Annotated in this window: 18 protein-coding genes; 11 read left to right on the top strand and 7 right to left on the bottom strand. The window is 59.3% G+C overall.

Annotation, left to right across the window (positions count from 1 at the left end; all coding sequences use genetic code 11):
* Nucleotides 1-16 precede the first annotated feature (16 nt).
* The 3 genes from rsxB (at nt 17) to KVG91_RS27225 (ending at nt 1,969) form a co-directional block, all read left to right on the top strand.
* Nucleotides 17-985 carry an electron transport complex subunit RsxB gene (rsxB, locus tag KVG91_RS27215; protein WP_169376659.1) on the top strand — a complete coding sequence of 323 codons (969 nt, stop codon included), beginning with the start codon at nt 17-19 and terminating at the stop codon, nt 983-985.
* 55 nt (nt 986-1,040) lie between these two features.
* Nucleotides 1,041-1,679 carry an endonuclease III gene (gene nth / locus KVG91_RS27220; protein WP_169376658.1) on the top strand — a complete coding sequence of 213 codons (639 nt, stop codon included), beginning with the start codon at nt 1,041-1,043 and terminating at the stop codon, nt 1,677-1,679.
* Between the two features lie 107 nt (nt 1,680-1,786).
* Entirely contained in the window at nt 1,787-1,969 is a 183-nt protein-coding gene (locus KVG91_RS27225; RefSeq protein ID WP_049709748.1) for a PA3496 family putative envelope integrity protein, read from the top strand.
* A gap of 83 nt (nt 1,970-2,052) precedes the next feature.
* Here KVG91_RS27225 and KVG91_RS27230 read toward each other — a convergent pair whose 3' ends face one another.
* The 3 genes from KVG91_RS27230 to KVG91_RS27240 all read right to left on the bottom strand — a co-directional run bounded on the left by KVG91_RS27230 (nt 2,053) and on the right by KVG91_RS27240 (nt 5,562).
* Nucleotides 2,053-2,685 carry a response regulator transcription factor gene (locus KVG91_RS27230; protein ID WP_010212736.1) on the bottom strand — a complete coding sequence of 211 codons (633 nt, stop codon included), beginning with the start codon at nt 2,683-2,685 and terminating at the stop codon, nt 2,053-2,055.
* 621 nt (nt 2,686-3,306) lie between these two features.
* On the bottom strand, nt 3,307-4,524 hold the full coding sequence (locus tag KVG91_RS27235) for an argininosuccinate synthase (protein ID WP_012722490.1): 1,218 nt from the start codon (nt 4,522-4,524) through the stop codon (nt 3,307-3,309).
* Nucleotides 4,525-4,653: 129 nt separating this feature from the next.
* Nucleotides 4,654-5,562 (bottom strand): flagellar protein MotY, encoded by a 909-nt coding sequence (locus tag KVG91_RS27240; RefSeq protein ID WP_169376657.1) that lies wholly within the window; start codon nt 5,560-5,562, stop codon nt 4,654-4,656.
* A 156-nt stretch (nt 5,563-5,718) separates the two neighbouring features.
* Here KVG91_RS27240 and pyrC point away from each other — a divergent pair, with 156 nt between their 5' ends.
* Complete coding sequence (gene pyrC, locus KVG91_RS27245) at nt 5,719-6,765, top strand: dihydroorotase (protein WP_169376656.1); 1,047 nt, start codon at nt 5,719-5,721, stop codon at nt 6,763-6,765.
* Entirely contained in the window at nt 6,762-7,433 is a 672-nt protein-coding gene (gene rnt, locus KVG91_RS27250; RefSeq protein ID WP_169376655.1) for a ribonuclease T, read from the top strand. Before pyrC ends, rnt begins: the two co-directional genes overlap by 4 nt.
* 57 nt (nt 7,434-7,490) lie before the next feature.
* Here the strand turns inward: rnt and KVG91_RS27255 are convergent, their stop codons facing one another.
* Nucleotides 7,491-8,093 carry a peroxiredoxin gene (locus tag KVG91_RS27255; protein ID WP_057724790.1) on the bottom strand — a complete coding sequence of 201 codons (603 nt, stop codon included), beginning with the start codon at nt 8,091-8,093 and terminating at the stop codon, nt 7,491-7,493.
* A gap of 242 nt (nt 8,094-8,335) precedes the next feature.
* Between KVG91_RS27255 and KVG91_RS27260 the strand changes: the two genes are divergently transcribed.
* Together KVG91_RS27260 and bfr are read left to right on the top strand one after the other, a co-directional pair.
* Complete coding sequence (locus KVG91_RS27260) at nt 8,336-8,554, top strand: bacterioferritin-associated ferredoxin (RefSeq protein ID WP_083216687.1); 219 nt, start codon at nt 8,336-8,338, stop codon at nt 8,552-8,554.
* A gap of 200 nt (nt 8,555-8,754) precedes the next feature.
* Nucleotides 8,755-9,225 carry a bacterioferritin gene (bfr, locus tag KVG91_RS27265; RefSeq protein WP_169376654.1) on the top strand — a complete coding sequence of 157 codons (471 nt, stop codon included), beginning with the start codon at nt 8,755-8,757 and terminating at the stop codon, nt 9,223-9,225.
* 68 nt (nt 9,226-9,293) lie between these two features.
* Here the strand turns inward: bfr and grxD are convergent, their stop codons facing one another.
* Both grxD and KVG91_RS27275 read right to left on the bottom strand, forming a co-directional pair.
* Nucleotides 9,294-9,632, bottom strand: coding sequence for a Grx4 family monothiol glutaredoxin (gene grxD / locus KVG91_RS27270; RefSeq protein WP_169376653.1), 339 nt, complete (start codon nt 9,630-9,632; stop codon nt 9,294-9,296).
* Nucleotides 9,633-9,709: 77 nt separating this feature from the next.
* Complete coding sequence (locus KVG91_RS27275; RefSeq protein ID WP_169376652.1) at nt 9,710-11,818, bottom strand: molybdopterin oxidoreductase family protein; 2,109 nt, start codon at nt 11,816-11,818, stop codon at nt 9,710-9,712.
* A gap of 431 nt (nt 11,819-12,249) precedes the next feature.
* Between KVG91_RS27275 and argF the strand changes: the two genes are divergently transcribed.
* Entirely contained in the window at nt 12,250-13,170 is a 921-nt protein-coding gene (argF, locus tag KVG91_RS27280) for an ornithine carbamoyltransferase (RefSeq protein WP_169376651.1), read from the top strand.
* On the top strand, nt 13,167-14,276 hold the full coding sequence (locus KVG91_RS27285) for an ABC transporter ATP-binding protein (protein WP_169376650.1): 1,110 nt from the start codon (nt 13,167-13,169) through the stop codon (nt 14,274-14,276). The genes argF and KVG91_RS27285 overlap by 4 nt, the downstream gene beginning before the upstream one ends.
* A gap of 135 nt (nt 14,277-14,411) precedes the next feature.
* Here KVG91_RS27285 and ybaK read toward each other — a convergent pair whose 3' ends face one another.
* On the bottom strand, nt 14,412-14,882 hold the full coding sequence (ybaK, locus tag KVG91_RS27290; protein ID WP_169376649.1) for a Cys-tRNA(Pro) deacylase: 471 nt from the start codon (nt 14,880-14,882) through the stop codon (nt 14,412-14,414).
* A 326-nt stretch (nt 14,883-15,208) separates the two neighbouring features.
* Between ybaK and KVG91_RS27295 the strand changes: the two genes are divergently transcribed.
* Both KVG91_RS27295 and glpK read left to right on the top strand, forming a co-directional pair.
* Entirely contained in the window at nt 15,209-16,066 is an 858-nt protein-coding gene (locus tag KVG91_RS27295) for an MIP/aquaporin family protein (RefSeq protein ID WP_169376648.1), read from the top strand.
* A 77-nt stretch (nt 16,067-16,143) separates the two neighbouring features.
* Nucleotides 16,144-17,649, top strand: a complete 1,506-nt coding sequence (gene glpK, locus KVG91_RS27300) for a glycerol kinase GlpK (RefSeq protein ID WP_169376647.1) — start codon at nt 16,144-16,146, stop codon at nt 17,647-17,649.
* Nucleotides 17,650-17,696: the final 47 nt, after the last annotated feature.

The raw sequence follows: 17,696 nt of genomic DNA on the forward strand, positions 1-17,696 counted from the left end.
ATGCCATGATCACTTCATGAACCTGATTCAACGTATCGACGCGCTCTTGCCGCAGACCCAATGCGGCAAGTGCGGGCAACCGGGCTGCAAGCCTTACGCCGAAGGCATCGCCCAAGGCGAGGCGATCAATAAATGCCCGCCCGGTGGGCAGGAAACCATCGCCAGCCTGGCGCAACTGCTGCGCCTGCCGGTGCTTGAGTTGGACACGTCCCGTGGCGAAGCGCCCGCGCAGGTTGCCTATATTCGTGAAGCCGAATGCATCGGCTGCACCAAATGCATTCAGGCGTGCCCGGTGGATGCTATCGTCGGCGCCGCCAAGTTGATGCACACGGTGATCATCGACGAGTGCACCGGCTGCGACCTGTGCGTCGCGCCGTGCCCGGTGGACTGCATAGAAATGCGCCCATTGACCAATATTGTCCCGATCGTCGGCGGCCTGGCGCGCAACGATCATCAGCGTCATGAACGAGGCGTCAAGCGCGACCGCGCACGGCGGCGTTTCGAGCAACGCAACGCGCGCCTGCAGCGTGAAGACGCGCACAAACTCGCCGAACGTCTGGCCCGGGCCAAACGCTCGGTGCCGGCGGAGCCGATGCACCTGGATGCGGCGCAAGCGGCCCAGGATGCGGCAGTCAAAAAAGCCAAGGTCAATGTGGCAATGAGCCGTGCGCAATTGCACAAGTCTCTGAAAGCGTTTGGGCATCCACCGACTTTTGAACAGCAGTCGCAATTGATCGTGTTGCAACAGCAATTTGAGGCAGCGGAGCAGGCGCTGGCGGCGCTGGAAGTGCACAGCGCACCGGCAGCATCGCTGTCGCCCGGTACCAGCGCTGACCTCAAACGCGCGAAAATCCAGTTGGCGATGCGCCGAGCCGAGTTGAAAAAAGCCCAGGACCAACAGGCCGCTCCGCAGCAATTGGCGCAAGCGCAACACAGGCTTGACGAAGCCCAGCGCCAGGTCGAGGCCCATGACCCCACAATTTGAATTCCCGCTGAATTCGCAATCAAGCTGACCGCTTGTGCAAGGAACCGACCGTCCGATGAACGCCGCAAAACGCCTGGAAATTTTCCGCAGGTTTCACGAAGACAATCCTGAACCCAAGACCGAACTGGCTTATTCCTCACCGTTCGAATTGCTGATTGCGGTGATCCTCTCGGCCCAATCCACGGACGTCGGCGTCAACAAGGCCACGGCCAAGTTGTACCCGGTGGCCAACACACCCGAGGCCATCTATGCCCTGGGTGTGGAAGGGTTGTCGCACTACATCAAGACCATCGGCCTGTATAACAGCAAGGCCAAGAATGTGATTGAAACCTGCCGCCTGCTGATCGAACTGCATGGCAGCGAGGTGCCGCAAACCCGCGAAGCCCTGGAAGCTCTGCCGGGCGTTGGTCGTAAAACCGCCAATGTGGTGCTCAACACCGCGTTCCGGCAACTGACCATGGCCGTGGACACCCACATCTTCCGGGTCAGCAACCGCACCGGCATTGCGCGCGGCAAGAACGTGGTGGAGGTGGAAAAGCAGCTGATGAAGTTCGTGCCCAAGCCGTATCTTCTTGACTCCCACCACTGGCTGATCCTTCACGGGCGCTACGTTTGCCAGGCGCGCAAGCCTCGTTGCGGCAGCTGTCGCATCGAAGACCTGTGCGAATACAAAGACAAGACCTCCGACGATTGAGCAAGCATAGGTTTTCTCGATCAACCGATTGAAAAAATCTTTTTTACCAGGCCATGGATTATCGTTATAAGGGGCGCCAACGGCAGTCTTAGCCTGGAGTGAACCCTATGAGCACTGGCAAAGAACAACTGGAAGTGGAAGACGACCTCGTTGAGTCGGACGATGATGTGGTCGAGGCCCCCGTGGCAGAGGTCGCCAAGACCAATTTGAGCAAACGCCGTACGATCGACAATCTGCTGGAAGAACGACGTTTGCAAAAACAACTGGCCGATTACGACTTCGATCTCTGATAGGGCGGTCGACGGCCGGAAGCCTCCCTCACGGAGGCTTTTTTCTACCGGTTATGCAGGCAATGCGGGGGGCAATGCCTCATCTAGACCAAGCCGTTACGCTGGGCCAGTTCAATCAGGTCTACGAGTGAGCGCGCGTTGAGCTTGAGCAGCAAGCGCGTCTTGTAGGTGCTGACGGTCTTGTTGCTGAGGAACATGCCGTCGGCAATCTCCTTGTTGGTCCTGCCCCGGGCCAGTTGCTGCAATACCATCATCTCGCGCCCCGATAGACGTTCGACCATATCGGCCTCGCTGGCATTGCCCATGGTGGAGCGTACCGAGTTGAGCGCCTGGTTCGGGAAATAGCTGTACCCCGACAGGACGGCTTTGATCGCGCTCAGCAACTCGGTCAGGTCCTGTTGCTTGCACACGTAGCCTGCGGCGCCCGCCTGCATGCAACGCATGGAAAAATGGCCAGGCGCCTGGGACGTAAGCACCAGCACCTTGAACGGTGCCGGTTGTTTGGTAGAAGACAGCCGGCAAATAACTTCCAGGCCATCAAGTTTGGGTATCCCAATATCCAGTATGACAATGTCCGGCATATGCTCCCGTGCAAGTTGCAACGCATCGACACCGTTATCGGTCTCGGCAACGACCTCATAACCATGACGCTCCATTAGCATACGCACAGCAAGACGAATGACGGGATGATCATCCACGATCAGCACTTTATTCATGAGAAAGTCCAATTTCGCTGTTCGAATTATTTAGAGCAAGCACAATAGCCTAGTCGTTTCCTAGTTGGCATAGCGTTCCCCCCCAAGCAACAGCAAGCAGAGACCCACCCCACAGCGATAAAGGAAATGCCCTACAAAAAAACACCATCCTGGAGGGATCTACTTTTATGGATCCTTTCAGACCTTTCCGGAGGCTTACATACTTTGAGTGAAATATCCCCGGCACATGGGGGGCGGGGTAAACGTGCCGCACATAACTCTCAGGAAATGCCCCTTGCCTCTGGTGTCCGGCCGAGAAAACCGCTGACGGAAATCCATTTTTTTCAGTTCCACTAAACATATTCACTTACATCCTTAATTCCTACAGACGATTCAGCGATTTATATATCCGCCGCACTTACATGAGTGAATTTTCTGTAAGACCGGTTCCTACATAGATGTAAAAAATTCATTCTCCCTACAAAAACCCATCAACTCTTCATTCAAATCCAGATTTTGACAACGGTCGCGGTTAAACATCCATGCATGTTTAACCGCAATAAACATCACCGACATCTACACAATTACGCGCAAAAAAAATGGCCCCTCGGAAAGGGGCCATTCCTTACAGCGGGCAGAAAATTAGAACAACGAGCGGCCTTTGTTGGCCGCAATGCGCATGCGCAACGCGTTCAATTTGATAAAGCCTGCTGCGTCCGCCTGGTTGTAGGCGCCGCCGTCTTCTTCGAAGGTGGCGATGTTGGCATCGAACAGTGAGTCATCGGACTTGCGACCGGTCACGATCACATTGCCCTTGTAGAGCTTGAGCCGCACAACGCCGTTCACGTGAGCCTGGGAGGCGTCGATCATCTGCTGCAGCATCAGACGCTCAGGGCTCCACCAGTAGCCGGTGTAGATCAGGCTGGCGTACTTGGGCATCAGCTCATCCTTGAGGTGAGCCACTTCGCGGTCCAGGGTGATGGACTCGATCGCGCGGTGGGCACGCAGCATGATGGTGCCGCCCGGGGTTTCGTAGCAGCCACGGGACTTCATGCCCACGTAGCGGTTCTCGACGATGTCGAGACGGCCGATACCGTGTTCGCCACCGATGCGGTTCAGGGTCGCCAGTACGGTGGCCGGGGTCATTTCGACGCCGTCCAGCGCGACGATGTCACCGTTGCGGTAGGTCAATTCCAGGTACTGCGGCTTGTCGGGAGCGTTCTCCGGGGAGACGGTCCACTTCCACATGTCTTCTTCGTGCTCGGTCCAGGTGTCTTCCAGCACGCCGCCTTCATAGGAGATGTGCAGCAAGTTGGCGTCCATCGAGTACGGGGACTTCTTCTTGCCGTGACGCTCGATTGGAATGGCGTGCTTTTCAGCGTAATCCATCAGCTTTTCACGGGACAACAAGTCCCACTCACGCCAAGGGGCGATCACTTTCACGCCGGGCTTGAGCGCATAGGCACCCAGTTCGAAACGCACCTGGTCGTTGCCCTTGCCGGTCGCGCCATGGGAAATGGCGTCGGCGCCAGTTTCGTTGGCGATTTCGATCAGGCGCTTGGCGATCAGCGGACGTGCGATGGAAGTACCCAGCAGGTACTCGCCTTCGTAGACGGTGTTGGCGCGAAACATCGGGAAGACGAAATCGCGGACGAACTCTTCGCGCAGGTCGTCAATGTAGATCTCTTTCACGCCCATGGCTTGCGCCTTGGCACGTGCAGGTTCGACCTCTTCGCCCTGACCCAGGTCAGCGGTGAAGGTCACCACTTCACAGTTATAAGTATCCTGCAGCCACTTGAGGATCACCGAAGTGTCCAGGCCGCCGGAATACGCGAGAACGACCTTGTTTACGTCGGCCATGCCATCACTCCACGGGGTTGTACGGAAAGGCGTCGATTCTACCGATCAAAACCGTGAATTTACAGGGGCGCGACAGCAAATGAAGATAAAGCGACAGATTATGTCGAGTGAGCGACCGGTGCTCGATTCTTACGAGGTATGCGCGGGGTTGCTTGGGCCCGTGGCCTGGGGCGCCGGTTTCTCGGGGGCTGCCACGCGTTCAAGCTGGATATTGACGCGACGGTTGCGCGCCCGGTTGGCCGCGTTGGTGTTGGGTGCCAACGGATAACTTTCGCCATGGAAGCGCAGGGTGACCTGGGATTCCTGGATGCCGTTGGCCTTGAAGTAGTCCATCACCGCCAGCGCTCGGCGACGCGAGACATCGCGGTTGGTCAGGCGGTTGCCGCTATTGTCTGAATGGCCATTGAGCTCGATATGGTTGACGGTGGGATCGGCCTTCATGAACGCAACAATCACATCCAGCTTCTTCTTGGCTGCGGCGTCCAGTTCGATACCTCCCCCCGGGAAGCCGACCTCGGTCTGTTTGACCTGGTCGTAATTCATCGGCAACAGCTTGGTGGTGCACAGCTGGTAGTCGTTGTAGGCCTTGTTGAATTTTACCGGCAACAGGCGGATTTCCGAGTAGCCACCTTCACGCCCGTAGTGTCGGACGGTCGGACTACGCCCCTCCAATAACCCAATGAACAGCCGCCCGGCCTGGGCCTGGGAGCTGTTGAACAACACGTCGCCGCTGCCAGCGCGCACGGCGCCAAGGTTGATATCACCACGGCCCGGCTGCCACGGAGCGGCGGCGGCCAGCAAGGTGGCCGAGCCCGTACCCAGCGAGCCGTTATAGGCTTTGAGACGAAACGTCGCTTGCTCACCGGCCCGGCGCACGAACTCACCCGAACCGAAGTCGGTGATCGGCTGTGTCAGGCGGCACTCGAACTGGTCGCCTTCGACCTTCCACTCAATATTCTCCAGACGTGTCTGGAACGTGAGGGCCATCGCAGGCAGGCTGGCGAACACACTGAGCAGGGCTAGATAATGCTGGCGCACGGGAGGCTCCACTGGTTGCTACAACACTTCAAGGCGTCATACATCGATAAGGCATACCCCCTGCTATCGGTCGCATCCTGCAAAACTTGATAGCGAGTGCCTGCAAGAGTCTTTTCCGGTAGCATTCCCACCAGATTGACCCGCCTGGAATCCCCAATGTCCGACCGCCTGACCCTGCTGCGTCCCGACGACTGGCATATTCATCTTCGCGATGGTGCTGCGTTACCCCACACCGTGGCCGATGTCGCGCGCACCTTTGGCCGCGCCATCATCATGCCAAACCTGGTACCTCCGGTGCGTAACGCCGAGCAAGCCGATGCCTATCGCCAGCGGATCCTCGCTGCACGACCGGCCGGCAGCCGCTTCGAACCGCTGATGGTGCTCTACCTCACCGACCGCACCCAGCCCTCGGAGATTCGCGAGGCCAAGGCCAGCGGCTTCGTGCACGCCGCCAAGCTGTACCCGGCCGGCGCGACCACCAACTCCGACTCCGGCGTGACCAGTATCGACAAGATCCTGCCGGCCATCGAAGCCATGGCCGAGGTCGGCATGCCGCTGCTGATCCACGGTGAAGTCACCCGTGGCGATGTGGACGTGTTCGATCGCGAGAAGCTCTTCATCGACGAACATATGCGCCGCGTGGTCGAGCTGTTCCCGACCCTCAAGGTGGTATTCGAGCACATCACCACGGCCGATGCCGTGCAGTTCGTGACCGAGGCCTCGGCCAACGTCGGTGCGACCATTACCGCGCATCACCTGTTGTACAACCGCAACCACATGCTGGTGGGCGGGATTCGGCCGCACTTCTATTGCCTGCCGATCCTCAAGCGCAACACCCACCAGGTGGCGTTGCTGGATGCCGCGACCAGCGGCAATCCGAAGTTCTTCCTCGGCACCGACTCCGCGCCCCACGCCCAGCACGCCAAGGAAGCCGCGTGTGGCTGCGCCGGTTGCTACACCGCCTTTGCGGCGATCGAGTTGTATGCCGAAGCGTTCGAACAGCGCAACGCCCTGGACAAGCTCGAAGCGTTCGCCAGCCTCAACGGCCCGCGTTTCTATGGCCTGCCGGCGAATACCGACCGCATCACCCTGGTTCGTGAAGACTGGACCGCCCCTGCCAGCCTGCCCTTTGGCGAGCTGACCGTTATCCCGCTGCGCGCCGGTGAAACACTGCGCTGGCGCCTGCTGGAGGAAAGCAAGTGAGTGAAGACCAATACGACGACGAACAAGAGCATAGCGGTGGCGGTTCCCGTCACCCGATGGCCGAGCGATTTCGCGGTTATCTGCCGGTTGTCATCGACGTAGAAACCGGTGGTTTCAATTGCGCCACCGATGCGCTGCTGGAAATCGCCGCGACCACCATCGGCATGGACGAACAGGGCTTCGTGTTCCCGGAACATACCCACTTCTTCCGCGTCGAGCCGTTCGAAGGCGCCAACATCGAAGCGGCCGCCCTGGAGTTCACCGGGATCAAGCTCGATCACCCCCTGCGCATGGCAGTGAGTGAAGAAGCGGCGCTGACCGATATCTTCCGTGGCGTACGCAAGGCGTTGAAGGCCAATGGCTGCAAACGCGCCATCCTGGTCGGCCACAACAGCAGCTTCGACCTGGGCTTCCTGAATGCCGCCGTGGCGCGGCTGGACATGAAGCGCAACCCGTTTCATCCGTTCTCCAGCTTCGACACCGCCACCCTCGCCGGCCTGGCGTATGGCCAGACAGTACTGGCCAAAGCCTGTCAGGCGGCCGGGATCGACTTCGACGGTCGTGAGGCGCATTCGGCCCGCTACGACACCGAGAAGACCGCCGAGCTGTTCTGCGGCATCGTCAATCGCTGGAAGCAGATGGGCGGCTGGGAAGATTTCAACGACTGAAATCCCAGGCATAAAAAACCCGGCTCAGCGCCGGGTTTTTTAGGCCTCGAATCCGGCTTACAGCTTGCCGGCGTTCTCGGTCAGGTAAGCCGCAACACCTTCGGTGGAAGCGGTCATGCCCTTGTCGCCCTTTTTCCAGTTGGCAGGGCAGACTTCGCCGTGCTCTTCGTGGAATTGCAGCGCGTCGACCAGACGGATCAGCTCTTCCATGTTACGACCCAGGGGCAGGTCGTTGATGATCTGGGAGCGAACCACGCCCTTGTCGTCGATCAGGAACGCGCCACGGAACGCCACGCCGCCTTCGGACTCAACGTCGTAGGCCTTGGCAATGTCGTGCTTCATGTCGGCAGCCATGGTGTATTTGACTTTGCCGATACCGCCATCATTGATGGCGGTGTTGCGCCAGGCGTTGTGGGTGAAATGGGAGTCGATGGAAACGGCCACCACTTCAACGTTGCGCGCCTTGAAATCGTCCATGCGGTGGTCCAGAGCGATCAGCTCCGAAGGGCAGACGAAGGTGAAGTCCAGCGGGTAGAAGAACACCAGGCCGTATTTGCCTTTGATGGCTTCGGACAGTTTGAAGCTGTCAACGATTTCGCCATTGCCAAGAACGGCTGGGACATCGAAATCCGGGGCTTGTTTGCCGACGAGTACGCTCATTAGGTATCTCCTGATGCAGGGGTGACGATTGAAGTAAAAGGACCGGCCATGAGTCTGCCGTTTATAAGCGACAGCCCTGTGACGCAGTCACGCTTCGTGAAGATCGACCATCATACACTGAAAAAACCGTTCGTCAGTGCGGGCGCTGTGCCAGCGAATACCTGGCGAATCTACTTTGACAATCATTCTCGTTAACATTAAGATCCAACGCACTCAAGCCTTAAACCGCGACGGTTCTCCTTATGTATGTGTGCCTGTGTACCGGCGTCACCGACGGACAAATCCGCGAAGCAATCTATGAAGGTTGCTGCAGCTACAAGGAAGTACGTGAAACCACCGGCGTTGCCAGCCAGTGCGGTAAATGTGCTTGCCTGGCCAAACAAGTGGTACGGGAAACCCTGACGCAGCTGCAGACAGCCCAGGCCGCAGCCCCCTATTCAGCAGAATTTACACACGCCTGATTCGTGTGTTTTAAAGAACCGGACTTGGTGTCCGGTTTTTTTATGTCCGAAATTCAATTAGTTAGCGCGAAGACGCGGAACACAAACATTCTTATTCCGATTAATTTTCATTTATTATTCAATAACTTAGGTTTGACACTAAGGATTTCGCCGCTCAAACTGCGCCTTATACACAGCGATTACAGGGCAGGACCCCAGTCATGAAAGGCGACATCTCAGTCATCCAGCAACTCAACAAAATCCTTGCCAATGAACTGGTCGCGATCAATCAGTACTTTCTGCATGCGCGCATGTATGACGATTGGGGCCTGGAAAAGCTCGGCAAGCGTGAATACAAAGAGTCCATCAAGGCCATGAAGGACGCCGACGCGCTGATCAAGCGCATCCTGTTCCTGGAAGGCCTGCCGAACGTGCAGGACCTGGGCAAGCTGAACATCGGCGAGCACACCCAGGAAATGCTCAGCAGCGACCTGGGTTTTGAGCGCAAGAGCCACAGCGACCTCAAGGCCGCCATTGCTCACTGCGAAGTGACCAAGGACTTTGGCAGCCGTGAACTGCTGGAAGATATCCTGGAAGACCAGGAAGAACATATCGACTGGCTGGAAACCCAGTTGGGCCTGATCGACAAGGTCAGCCTGGAAAACTACCTGCAGTCGCAGATGGGCGAATAACCCTCAGGCAACAGGTAAAAAAAAGCCCCGCGCTCTCATGAGACGCGGGGCTTTTTATTGCATCCGCATCAAGCGTCAGTCTTGACTGCCGCTTTTTGCGTTGCATCTTTGATCAACGCTTGCAACGAACCATCAGCGGCCATCTCAGTGATGATATCGCTGCCGCCGACCAGTTCACCGGCCACCCACAGTTGTGGGAACGTTGGCCAGTTGGCGTACTTCGGCAGGTTGGCGCGGATTTCAGGGTTTTGCAGGATATCCACGTAAGCGAACTTCTCGCCACACTGCATCACAGCCTGGGAAGCCTTCGCGGAGAAACCGCACTGAGGAGCGTTTGGCGCGCCCTTCATGTAAAGCAGAATGGTGTTGTTGGCAATCTGCTCTTTGATCGTTTCGATGATATCCATGGAACACCTCGGCTGGAACTTTGCGACTCACAGGTCGGCACGGTGGCGCATTGTAACGCAAAATTCCAGCCGGGTGCTCAGGCGGCTGCTACCTGCACGGGAACGCCATTCAATGCCGCGTTGCCCGACAACTCATCCAATTGCCGCTCGTCGGTCAAGTCATTGGCACTGGCGCCGGGCTGTTCGCTGGCGATCGTCATCCGCACGCCTGGGCGGCCATGTCCCCAACCGTGGGGCAGGCTGACAACGCCCGGCATCATCTCCAGGCTGGCCGCGACGTCTACTTCGATCATGCCGATGCGCGAACTGACACGTACGCGCTGACCATCACTCAACTGCCGGCTGGCCAGATCATCGGGATGCATCAGCAATTGATGCCGTGGCTTGCCCTTCACCAGCCGGTGATAGTTATGCATCCAGGAGTTATTGCTGCGCACATGCCGGCGGCCGATCATCAGCAGTTCATCGGCCACCGGCGCCGGTTGCGCCGCAAAACGCACGAGGTCGGCGAGGATCACCGCCGGCGCCGCTTGCACCTTGCCATCGGCGGTTTTCAAACGCGCCGCCAGGTTGGGCCTGAGCGGTCCCAGGTCCAGGCCGTGAGGGTAGTCCGCCAACTTCGCCACCGAGAGTTTATGGCTGGAGGCGTCACCGTAGGTCCCCGCACGCAGCCCGAAATCAATCATCTGCGCGGGCGGCAGGGTCGGCTTGAGCGCAACACCGGTCTGCACCGCGAACGCAGTGGCCAGGCCAACGAAGATCTCCCAGTCATGCAGGGCCCCGTCGGGCTTGGGCAATATCGCCCGATTGAACCGAGTGACGTTACGCACCGCGAACATATTGAAGGTGGTGTCGTAGTGATCGTTTTCCAGCGCTGAGGTGGACGGCAGGATCAGGTCGGCATACCGCGTCGTCTCGTTGATATAGAGGTCGATGCTGACCATGAACTCCAGGCCCTCCAGGGCTTGCTCCAGTTGCCGGCCGTTAGGCGTCGACAACACCGGATTGCCCGCCACCGTGACCAACGCGCGGATTTGCCCTTCGCCCCCGGTGAGCATTTCCTCAGCCAACGCCGACACAGGCAATTCACCGCCGTACTCCGGGCGCCCCGAAACCCGGCTCTGCCAGCGATTGAAATGCCCACCGCCAGTCGACGCCACCAAATCCAAGGCGGGCGTGGTGCACAGCGCACCGCCAACACGGTCCAGATTACCGGTCACCAGGTTGATCAATTGCACCAGCCAATGACACAGCGTGCCGAATGCCTGGGTCGATACGCCCATGCGGCCGTAACACACAGCTTTATCGGCGGCAGCGAAGTCCCGCGCCAACTGGCGGATCTGCTCGGCGGGCACCGCGCATTGGCGACTCATGGCCTCGGCGGTGAATCCGGTGATGGCATGGCGGACATCATCAAGGCCTTCCACCGGCAGGTGGCTGACGCGGGTCAGGTTCTCGCCGAACAACGTGTTGAGCACCCCGAACAGCAACGCCGCATCGCCGCCCGGACGCACGAACAGGTGCTGATCGGCCATCGCCGCCGTCTCGCTGCGCCGGGGGTCGACAACCACCACTTTACCGCCACGAGCCTGGATCGCCTTGAGGCGCTTCTCCACATCGGGCACGGTCATGATGCTGCCGTTGGATGCCAGCGGGTTGCCGCCCAGGATCAGCATGAAGTCGGTGTGGTCGATATCCGGGATTGGCAGCAGCAAGCCATGGCCGTACATCAGGTGACTGGTGAGATGGTGAGGCAATTGGTCCACCGAGGACGCGGAAAAGCGATTGCGTGTCTTGAGCAAACCCAGGAAGTAATTGCTGTGGGTCATCAACCCGTAGTTGTGCACGCTGGGGTTGCCCTGGTACACCGCCACCGCGTTCTGCCCATGGCGAGCCTGGATACCCGCCAGCCGTTCGGCTACCAGCGCAAAGGCCTCGTCCCACGCAATGGGTTGCCATTCACTGCCGACCCGCAACATCGGCTGGTGCAGGCGGTCGGGATCGTTCTGGATATCCTGCAGCGCGACGGCCTTGGGGCAGATGTGCCCTCGGCTGAAACTGTCCTGGGCGTCGCCCTTGATCGAGGTAATCGCCAGGCTGCCGTCTTCGGCCCTGGTGGTTTCCAGGGTGAGGCCGCAGATGGCTTCACACAGATGGCAGGCACGGTGGTGGAGAGTCTTGGTCATGGCCAGTCTCTTTATTGGGCTTTGGCGCGACTATGGGCCGCGACGGCCAAGGGTGCCACCAACGTTCGCGCCGTGAATCGACCGGCATCAGGCCCGGCCATGACTAAGCGTGAGTAAATGTTTCAGAACCCGCCTTATATCCTGCAAAACCGACACAGCCTGGCTTACGGCCACCCCGACGCATTGCAAAAGGTCGAGACGCCAGTGTACAAATGGCCCGCTGCTGTCTGGAAATCGTCTTCAAACGCGCTCCGGCGCCCTGCTTGAACACCCTAAAAACCGTAGCCCTATTGGTAAGACGCGACATTTAATTATAAGATCGCGCCTTCCCCTATTTCGTCGCCCCGTGCGGCTTTCGCCGCAGGTCTCGCCCGTTGTCACAATAAACAAGGCTTTGAGTATCTGCGGTCTGTTGCAAAAGGTAGTTAATGATGAGCGCAAGGCACTTTCTCTCCCTGATGGATTGCACGCCCGAAGAGCTGGTCAGCGTGATCCGTCGCGGCATTGAGCTTAAAGACCTGCGTCACCGCGGCGTACTGTTCGAGCCTTTGAAAAACCGCGTACTCGGGATGATTTTCGAGAAGTCGTCGACCCGCACCCGCGTGTCTTTCGAGGCCGGCATGATCCAATTGGGTGGCCAAGCCATCTTCCTGTCCTCGCGCGACACCCAACTGGGCCGTGGCGAACCGATCGCCGACAGTGCGAAGGTGATGTCGAGCATGCTCGATGCGGTGATGATCCGAACCTTCGCCCACAGCACCGTGACCGAATTTTCCGCCAATTCCCGGGTACCGGTGATCAACGGCCTGTCCGATGACCTGCACCCGTGCCAGTTACTGGCCGATATGCAAACCTTCCTTGAGCACCGTGGTTCGATTCAGGGCAAGACCGTGGCCTGGATCGGCGACGGCAACAACATGTGCAACAGCTATATAGAAGCGGCGATCCAGTTCGACTTCCATTTGCGCATCGCCTGCCCCGAAGGCTTCGAACCCAACCCCGAATTCCTGGCCAAGGCGGACGGACGCGTGCAACTGCTGCGCGATCCGAAAGATGCAGTGGTCGGCGCGCATCTGGTGAGCACCGACGTCTGGACCTCCATGGGTCAGGAAGAGGAGACCGCCACGCGCCTCGCCCGGTTCGCGCCCTACCAGGTGAACCGCGCGCTGCTCGACCTGGCCGCTCCGGATGTGCTGTTCATGCATTGCCTGCCGGCGCACCGCGGCGAAGAAATCAGCCTCGACCTGCTGGACGACCCGCGCTCGGTCGCGTGGGACCAGGCTGAAAACCGCCTGCATGCGCAGAAAGCGTTGCTCGAATTCCTTGTCCCACCGTCGTACCACCACGCATGAGCCAGCCACTATTGCTGAACCTGCGCAACCTGGCATGCGGCTACCAGGACCAACGGGTGGTGCAGAACCTCAACCTGCACCTAAACGCTGGCGACATCGGTTGCCTGCTCGGCTCTTCCGGCTGCGGCAAGACCACCACACTCCGGGCGATTGCCGGGTTCGAACCGGTGCACGAAGGTGAAATAAGCCTGGCCGGTGAAGTGATCTCCAGTGCCGGGTTCACCCTGGCACCCGAGAAACGCCGCATCGGCATGGTGTTCCAGGACTACGCGCTGTTTCCGCACTTGAGCGTGGCCGACAACCTCGCGTTCGGCATTCGCAAGCACCCGCAAAAAGAGCGTATGGTCGCGCAATTGCTCGAGCTGGTGAACCTGAAGAACCTGGGCAAACGCTTCCCCCATGAACTCTCCGGCGGCCAGCAACAACGCGTCGCCCTCGCCCGCGCCTTGGCCCCGGAGCCCGCGCTGTTATTGCTCGATGAGCCTTTCTCCAACCTGGACGGCGAGTTGCGCCGCAAGCTCAGCCATGAGGTGCGCGATATCCTCAAGGCACGCGGCACCAGCGCGATCCTGGTGACCCATGACCAGGAAGAAGCCTTCGCGGTCAGCGACCAGGTCGGTGTTTTCAAGGAAGGCCGGCTTGAGCAGTGGGACACGCCCTACGACCTCTATCACGAACCGCAGACGCCTTACGTCGCGAGCTTTATCGGCCAGGGCTACTTCATCCGCGGGCAATTGAGTTCGCCTGAATCGGTCAGCACCGAACTGGGTGAGCTGCGCGGCAACCGCGCCTATACCTGGCCTACCGGTGGCGCGGTGGACGTGCTGCTGCGCCCGGACGACATCGTCTACGCGCCGGACAGCGCGTTGAAAGCCCGAATTGTCGGCAAGACATTCCTCGGCGCGTCGACCCTGTACCGCCTGCAATTGCCGACCGGCGCGCAGCTGGAATCGATTTTCCCCAGCCATGCAGACCATCAGGTCGGAGCGGACGTAGGGATTCGGGTTGCGGCAGAACATCTGGTGTTGTTCCAGGCGTCGGGCAGCACTGCCGCGCAAATCCCGCAGGCCGAATCAGGCGTGCGGCGTTACAGTCCCGCTCACTGAAGAAACTCAATCAACATGTGGGAGCTGGCTTGCCTGCGATGGCGGTGGGTCAGCTGTATATCAGTCGGCTGTCGCACCGCTATCGCAGGCAAGCCAGCTCCCACATTGGAACTTCTTTGGCTTCGAAGGTGGGGTTCACGCCCGGCCAATCGGTGCGAACTTGGCCTGGGTATGCTCCGCCAGCACCGCCGCCGGCAATTCCACTTCCAACCCCCTCCTCCCCGCACTCACAAAAATCGTCGCAAACGGCTGCGCCGTCACATCGATGAACGTGCGCAAGCGCTTCTTCTGCCCCAGCGGGCTGATGCCGCCCAGCAGGTAGCCGGTCGAGCGCTGCGCCGCTGCCGGGTCGGCCATCTCGACTTTTTTCACCCCGGCGGCCTGTGCCAGAGCCTTCAGGTCCAGACTTCCGACGACCGGCACCACCGCCACCAACAATTCGCCTTTTTCACTGCTGGCCAGCAGGGTCTTGAACACCTGTGCCGGGTCAAGGCTCAATTTTTCTGCGGCCTCCAGCCCGTACGACGCTGCCTTCGGGTCATGTTCGTAACTGTGGATACGATGTTCGGCGCGAACTTTTTTCAACAGGTCCAATGCAGGGGTCATGACGTCTCCGGAGGTGGAAAACAGATGGGCAATTCTAGGCCAAGCCCACGTAAAACGCTCTAGTTCGCCTACTTTCAAGGTGCCCGCGCAGTATGACAAGCGTGATCATTCACCAGACCAATAGTTGGAAAGTGACCGACAGTTCACTTTCGACCTTTGACAGCCGTCATTCTTGTCTATATTTTTTCGTTTCCGAATACTGTAGGAATAGACTGCAGCGTTCCAGCAGTAAGCCGTGTCCGGGATGGGGATCCTTGCCACGGTGAAAATCGCGCAACAGCCCGTTGAGGCCGTGCGCCAGACAAGAACAACAACTGAGGTTTTCCATGACAACTGCTCTTCAACAGCCTTCACTTTCGAGCCAATGCATGGCCGAGTTCCTGGGGACTGCGCTTCTGATCTTCTTCGGCACGGGTTGCGTCGCTGCGCTCAAGGTCGCGGGCGCCAGCTTTGGCTTGTGGGAGATCAGTATCATCTGGGGCATTGGCGTCAGCATGGCGATCTACCTGAGCGCCGGCATTTCCGGGGCTCACCTCAACCCGGCCGTCAGCATCGCCCTGTGTCTTTTCGCCGACTTCGACAAGCGAAAACTGCCCTTCTATATCCTCGCCCAGATCGCCGGCGCTTTTTGCTCGGCCGCGCTGGTCTATACGCTCTACAGCAATCTTTTTTTCGATTACGAACAAACCCACCATATGGTGCGCGGCTCCCAGGCCAGCCTGGAGCTGGCGTCGGTGTTCTCCACCTACCCCCATGCGCTGCTGAGTACTGCCCAGGCGTTCCTGGTGGAAATGGTCATCACCGCAATCCTGATGGGCGTGATCATGGCCCTTACCGATGACAACAACGGCCTGCCACGCGGCCCGCTGGCCCCGCTGCTGATCGGTCTGCTGATCGCAGTGATCGGCAGCGCCATGGGCCCGCTGACCGGCTTTGCGATGAACCCGGCGCGGGATTTCGGCCCCAAGCTGATGACCTTTTTCGCGGGTTGGGGTGAAATGGCCTTTACCGGTGGTCGCGATATTCCTTACTTCCTAGTACCGATTTTCGCGCCGATCGTCGGCGCATGCCTGGGTGCTGCGGCCTATCGCGGGTTGATTGCCCGCCATCTGCCGAGCGCCGCACCTGCTATAGCTGAAGAAACACCTGACACGGCTGTCAACGGCAAGACGCGTATTTCCTGAAAACGCCAGCCTGGTCCCCTGCCCTTCCCGGCCCAGGCTGATTTCTGACTCCCTTATTTTCATGCAAGGCAATCGACATGACCGACCTTCAGAATAAGAACTACATTATTGCCCTTGACCAGGGCACCACCAGTTCCCGCGCGATCATCTTTGACCGTGACGCCAACGTGGTCTGCACCGCCCAGCGTGAATTCACCCAGCATTACCCGCAAGCCGGCTGGGTCGAGCATGATCCGATGGAAATCTTCGCCACCCAGAGCGCAGTGATGGTCGAGGCTCTGGCCCAAGCCGGACTGCACCATGACCAGGTTGCCGCCATCGGCATTACCAACCAGCGCGAAACCACCGTGGTCTGGGACAAGGTCACCGGCCGCCCGATCTATAACGCGATCGTCTGGCAATGCCGACGCAGCACCGAGATCTGCCAGCAGCTCAAGCGCGACGGCCACGAGCAATACATCAACGACAGCACCGGCCTGGTCACCGACCCGTACTTCTCCGGGACCAAGCTCAAGTGGATCCTCGACCACGTCGAAGGCAGCCGCGAGCGTGCGCGCAACGGCGAGCTGCTGTTCGGCACCATCGACAGCTGGTTGATCTGGAAATTTACCGGCGGCAAGACCCACGTCACCGACTACACCAACGCGTCGCGCACCATGCTCTTCAACATCCACACCCTGGAGTGGGATGCGAAGATGCTGGAGATCCTCGACGTGCCGCGTGAAATGCTGCCCGAAGTGAAGTCTTCTTCGGAAATCTACGGCCGCACCAAGAGCGGCATCGCCATCGGTGGCATCGCCGGCGACCAACAGGCTGCGTTGTTCGGCCAGATGTGCGTCGAAGCCGGCCAGGCAAAAAACACCTACGGCACCGGCTGTTTCCTGTTGATGAACACCGGCGACAAGGCGGTGAAATCCAAGCACGGCATGCTCACCACCATCGCCTGCGGCCCGCGTGGCGAAGTGGCCTACGCCCTGGAAGGCGCCGTGTTCAACGGCGGTTCCACCGTGCAATGGTTGCGTGATGAGCTGAAAATCATCAATGACGCCCATGACACCGAATACTTCGCCGGCAAGGTCAAGGACAGCAACGGCGTCTACCTGGTCCCGGCCTTCACTGGCCTGGGCGCGCCTTACTGGGACCCGTATGCCCGTGGCGCGTTGTTCGGCCTGACCCGTGGCGTGCGCGTGGACCACATCATTCGTGCAGCCCTGGAGTCGATTGCCTACCAGACCCGCGACGTGCTCGACGCCATGCAACAGGACTCGGGCGAACGCCTCAAGTCGCTGCGTGTGGACGGCGGCGCGGTGGCCAACAACTTCCTGATGCAATTTCAGGCCGATATTCTCGGTACCCAGGTCGAGCGTCCGCAAATGCGCGAAACCACGGCATTGGGCGCGGCGTACCTGGCGGGCCTGGCCTGCGGTTTCTGGGGCAGCCTGGACGAATTGCGCGGCAAGTCGGTGATCGAGCGCGAATTCGAACCGCAGCTGGACGAAGTGGCCAAGGAGAAGCTCTACGCCGGCTGGCAAAAAGCGGTGAGCCGTACCCGTGACTGGGAGCCCCACGAAGGCGCTGAATAAGCCAGGCGTCGCAACCCATATGGGGTTGTAACTGGCAGGGAGCGGAT

The organism is Pseudomonas azadiae, from assembly GCF_019145355.1.
Classification (GTDB): Bacteria; Pseudomonadota; Gammaproteobacteria; order Pseudomonadales; family Pseudomonadaceae; genus Aquipseudomonas; species Aquipseudomonas azadiae.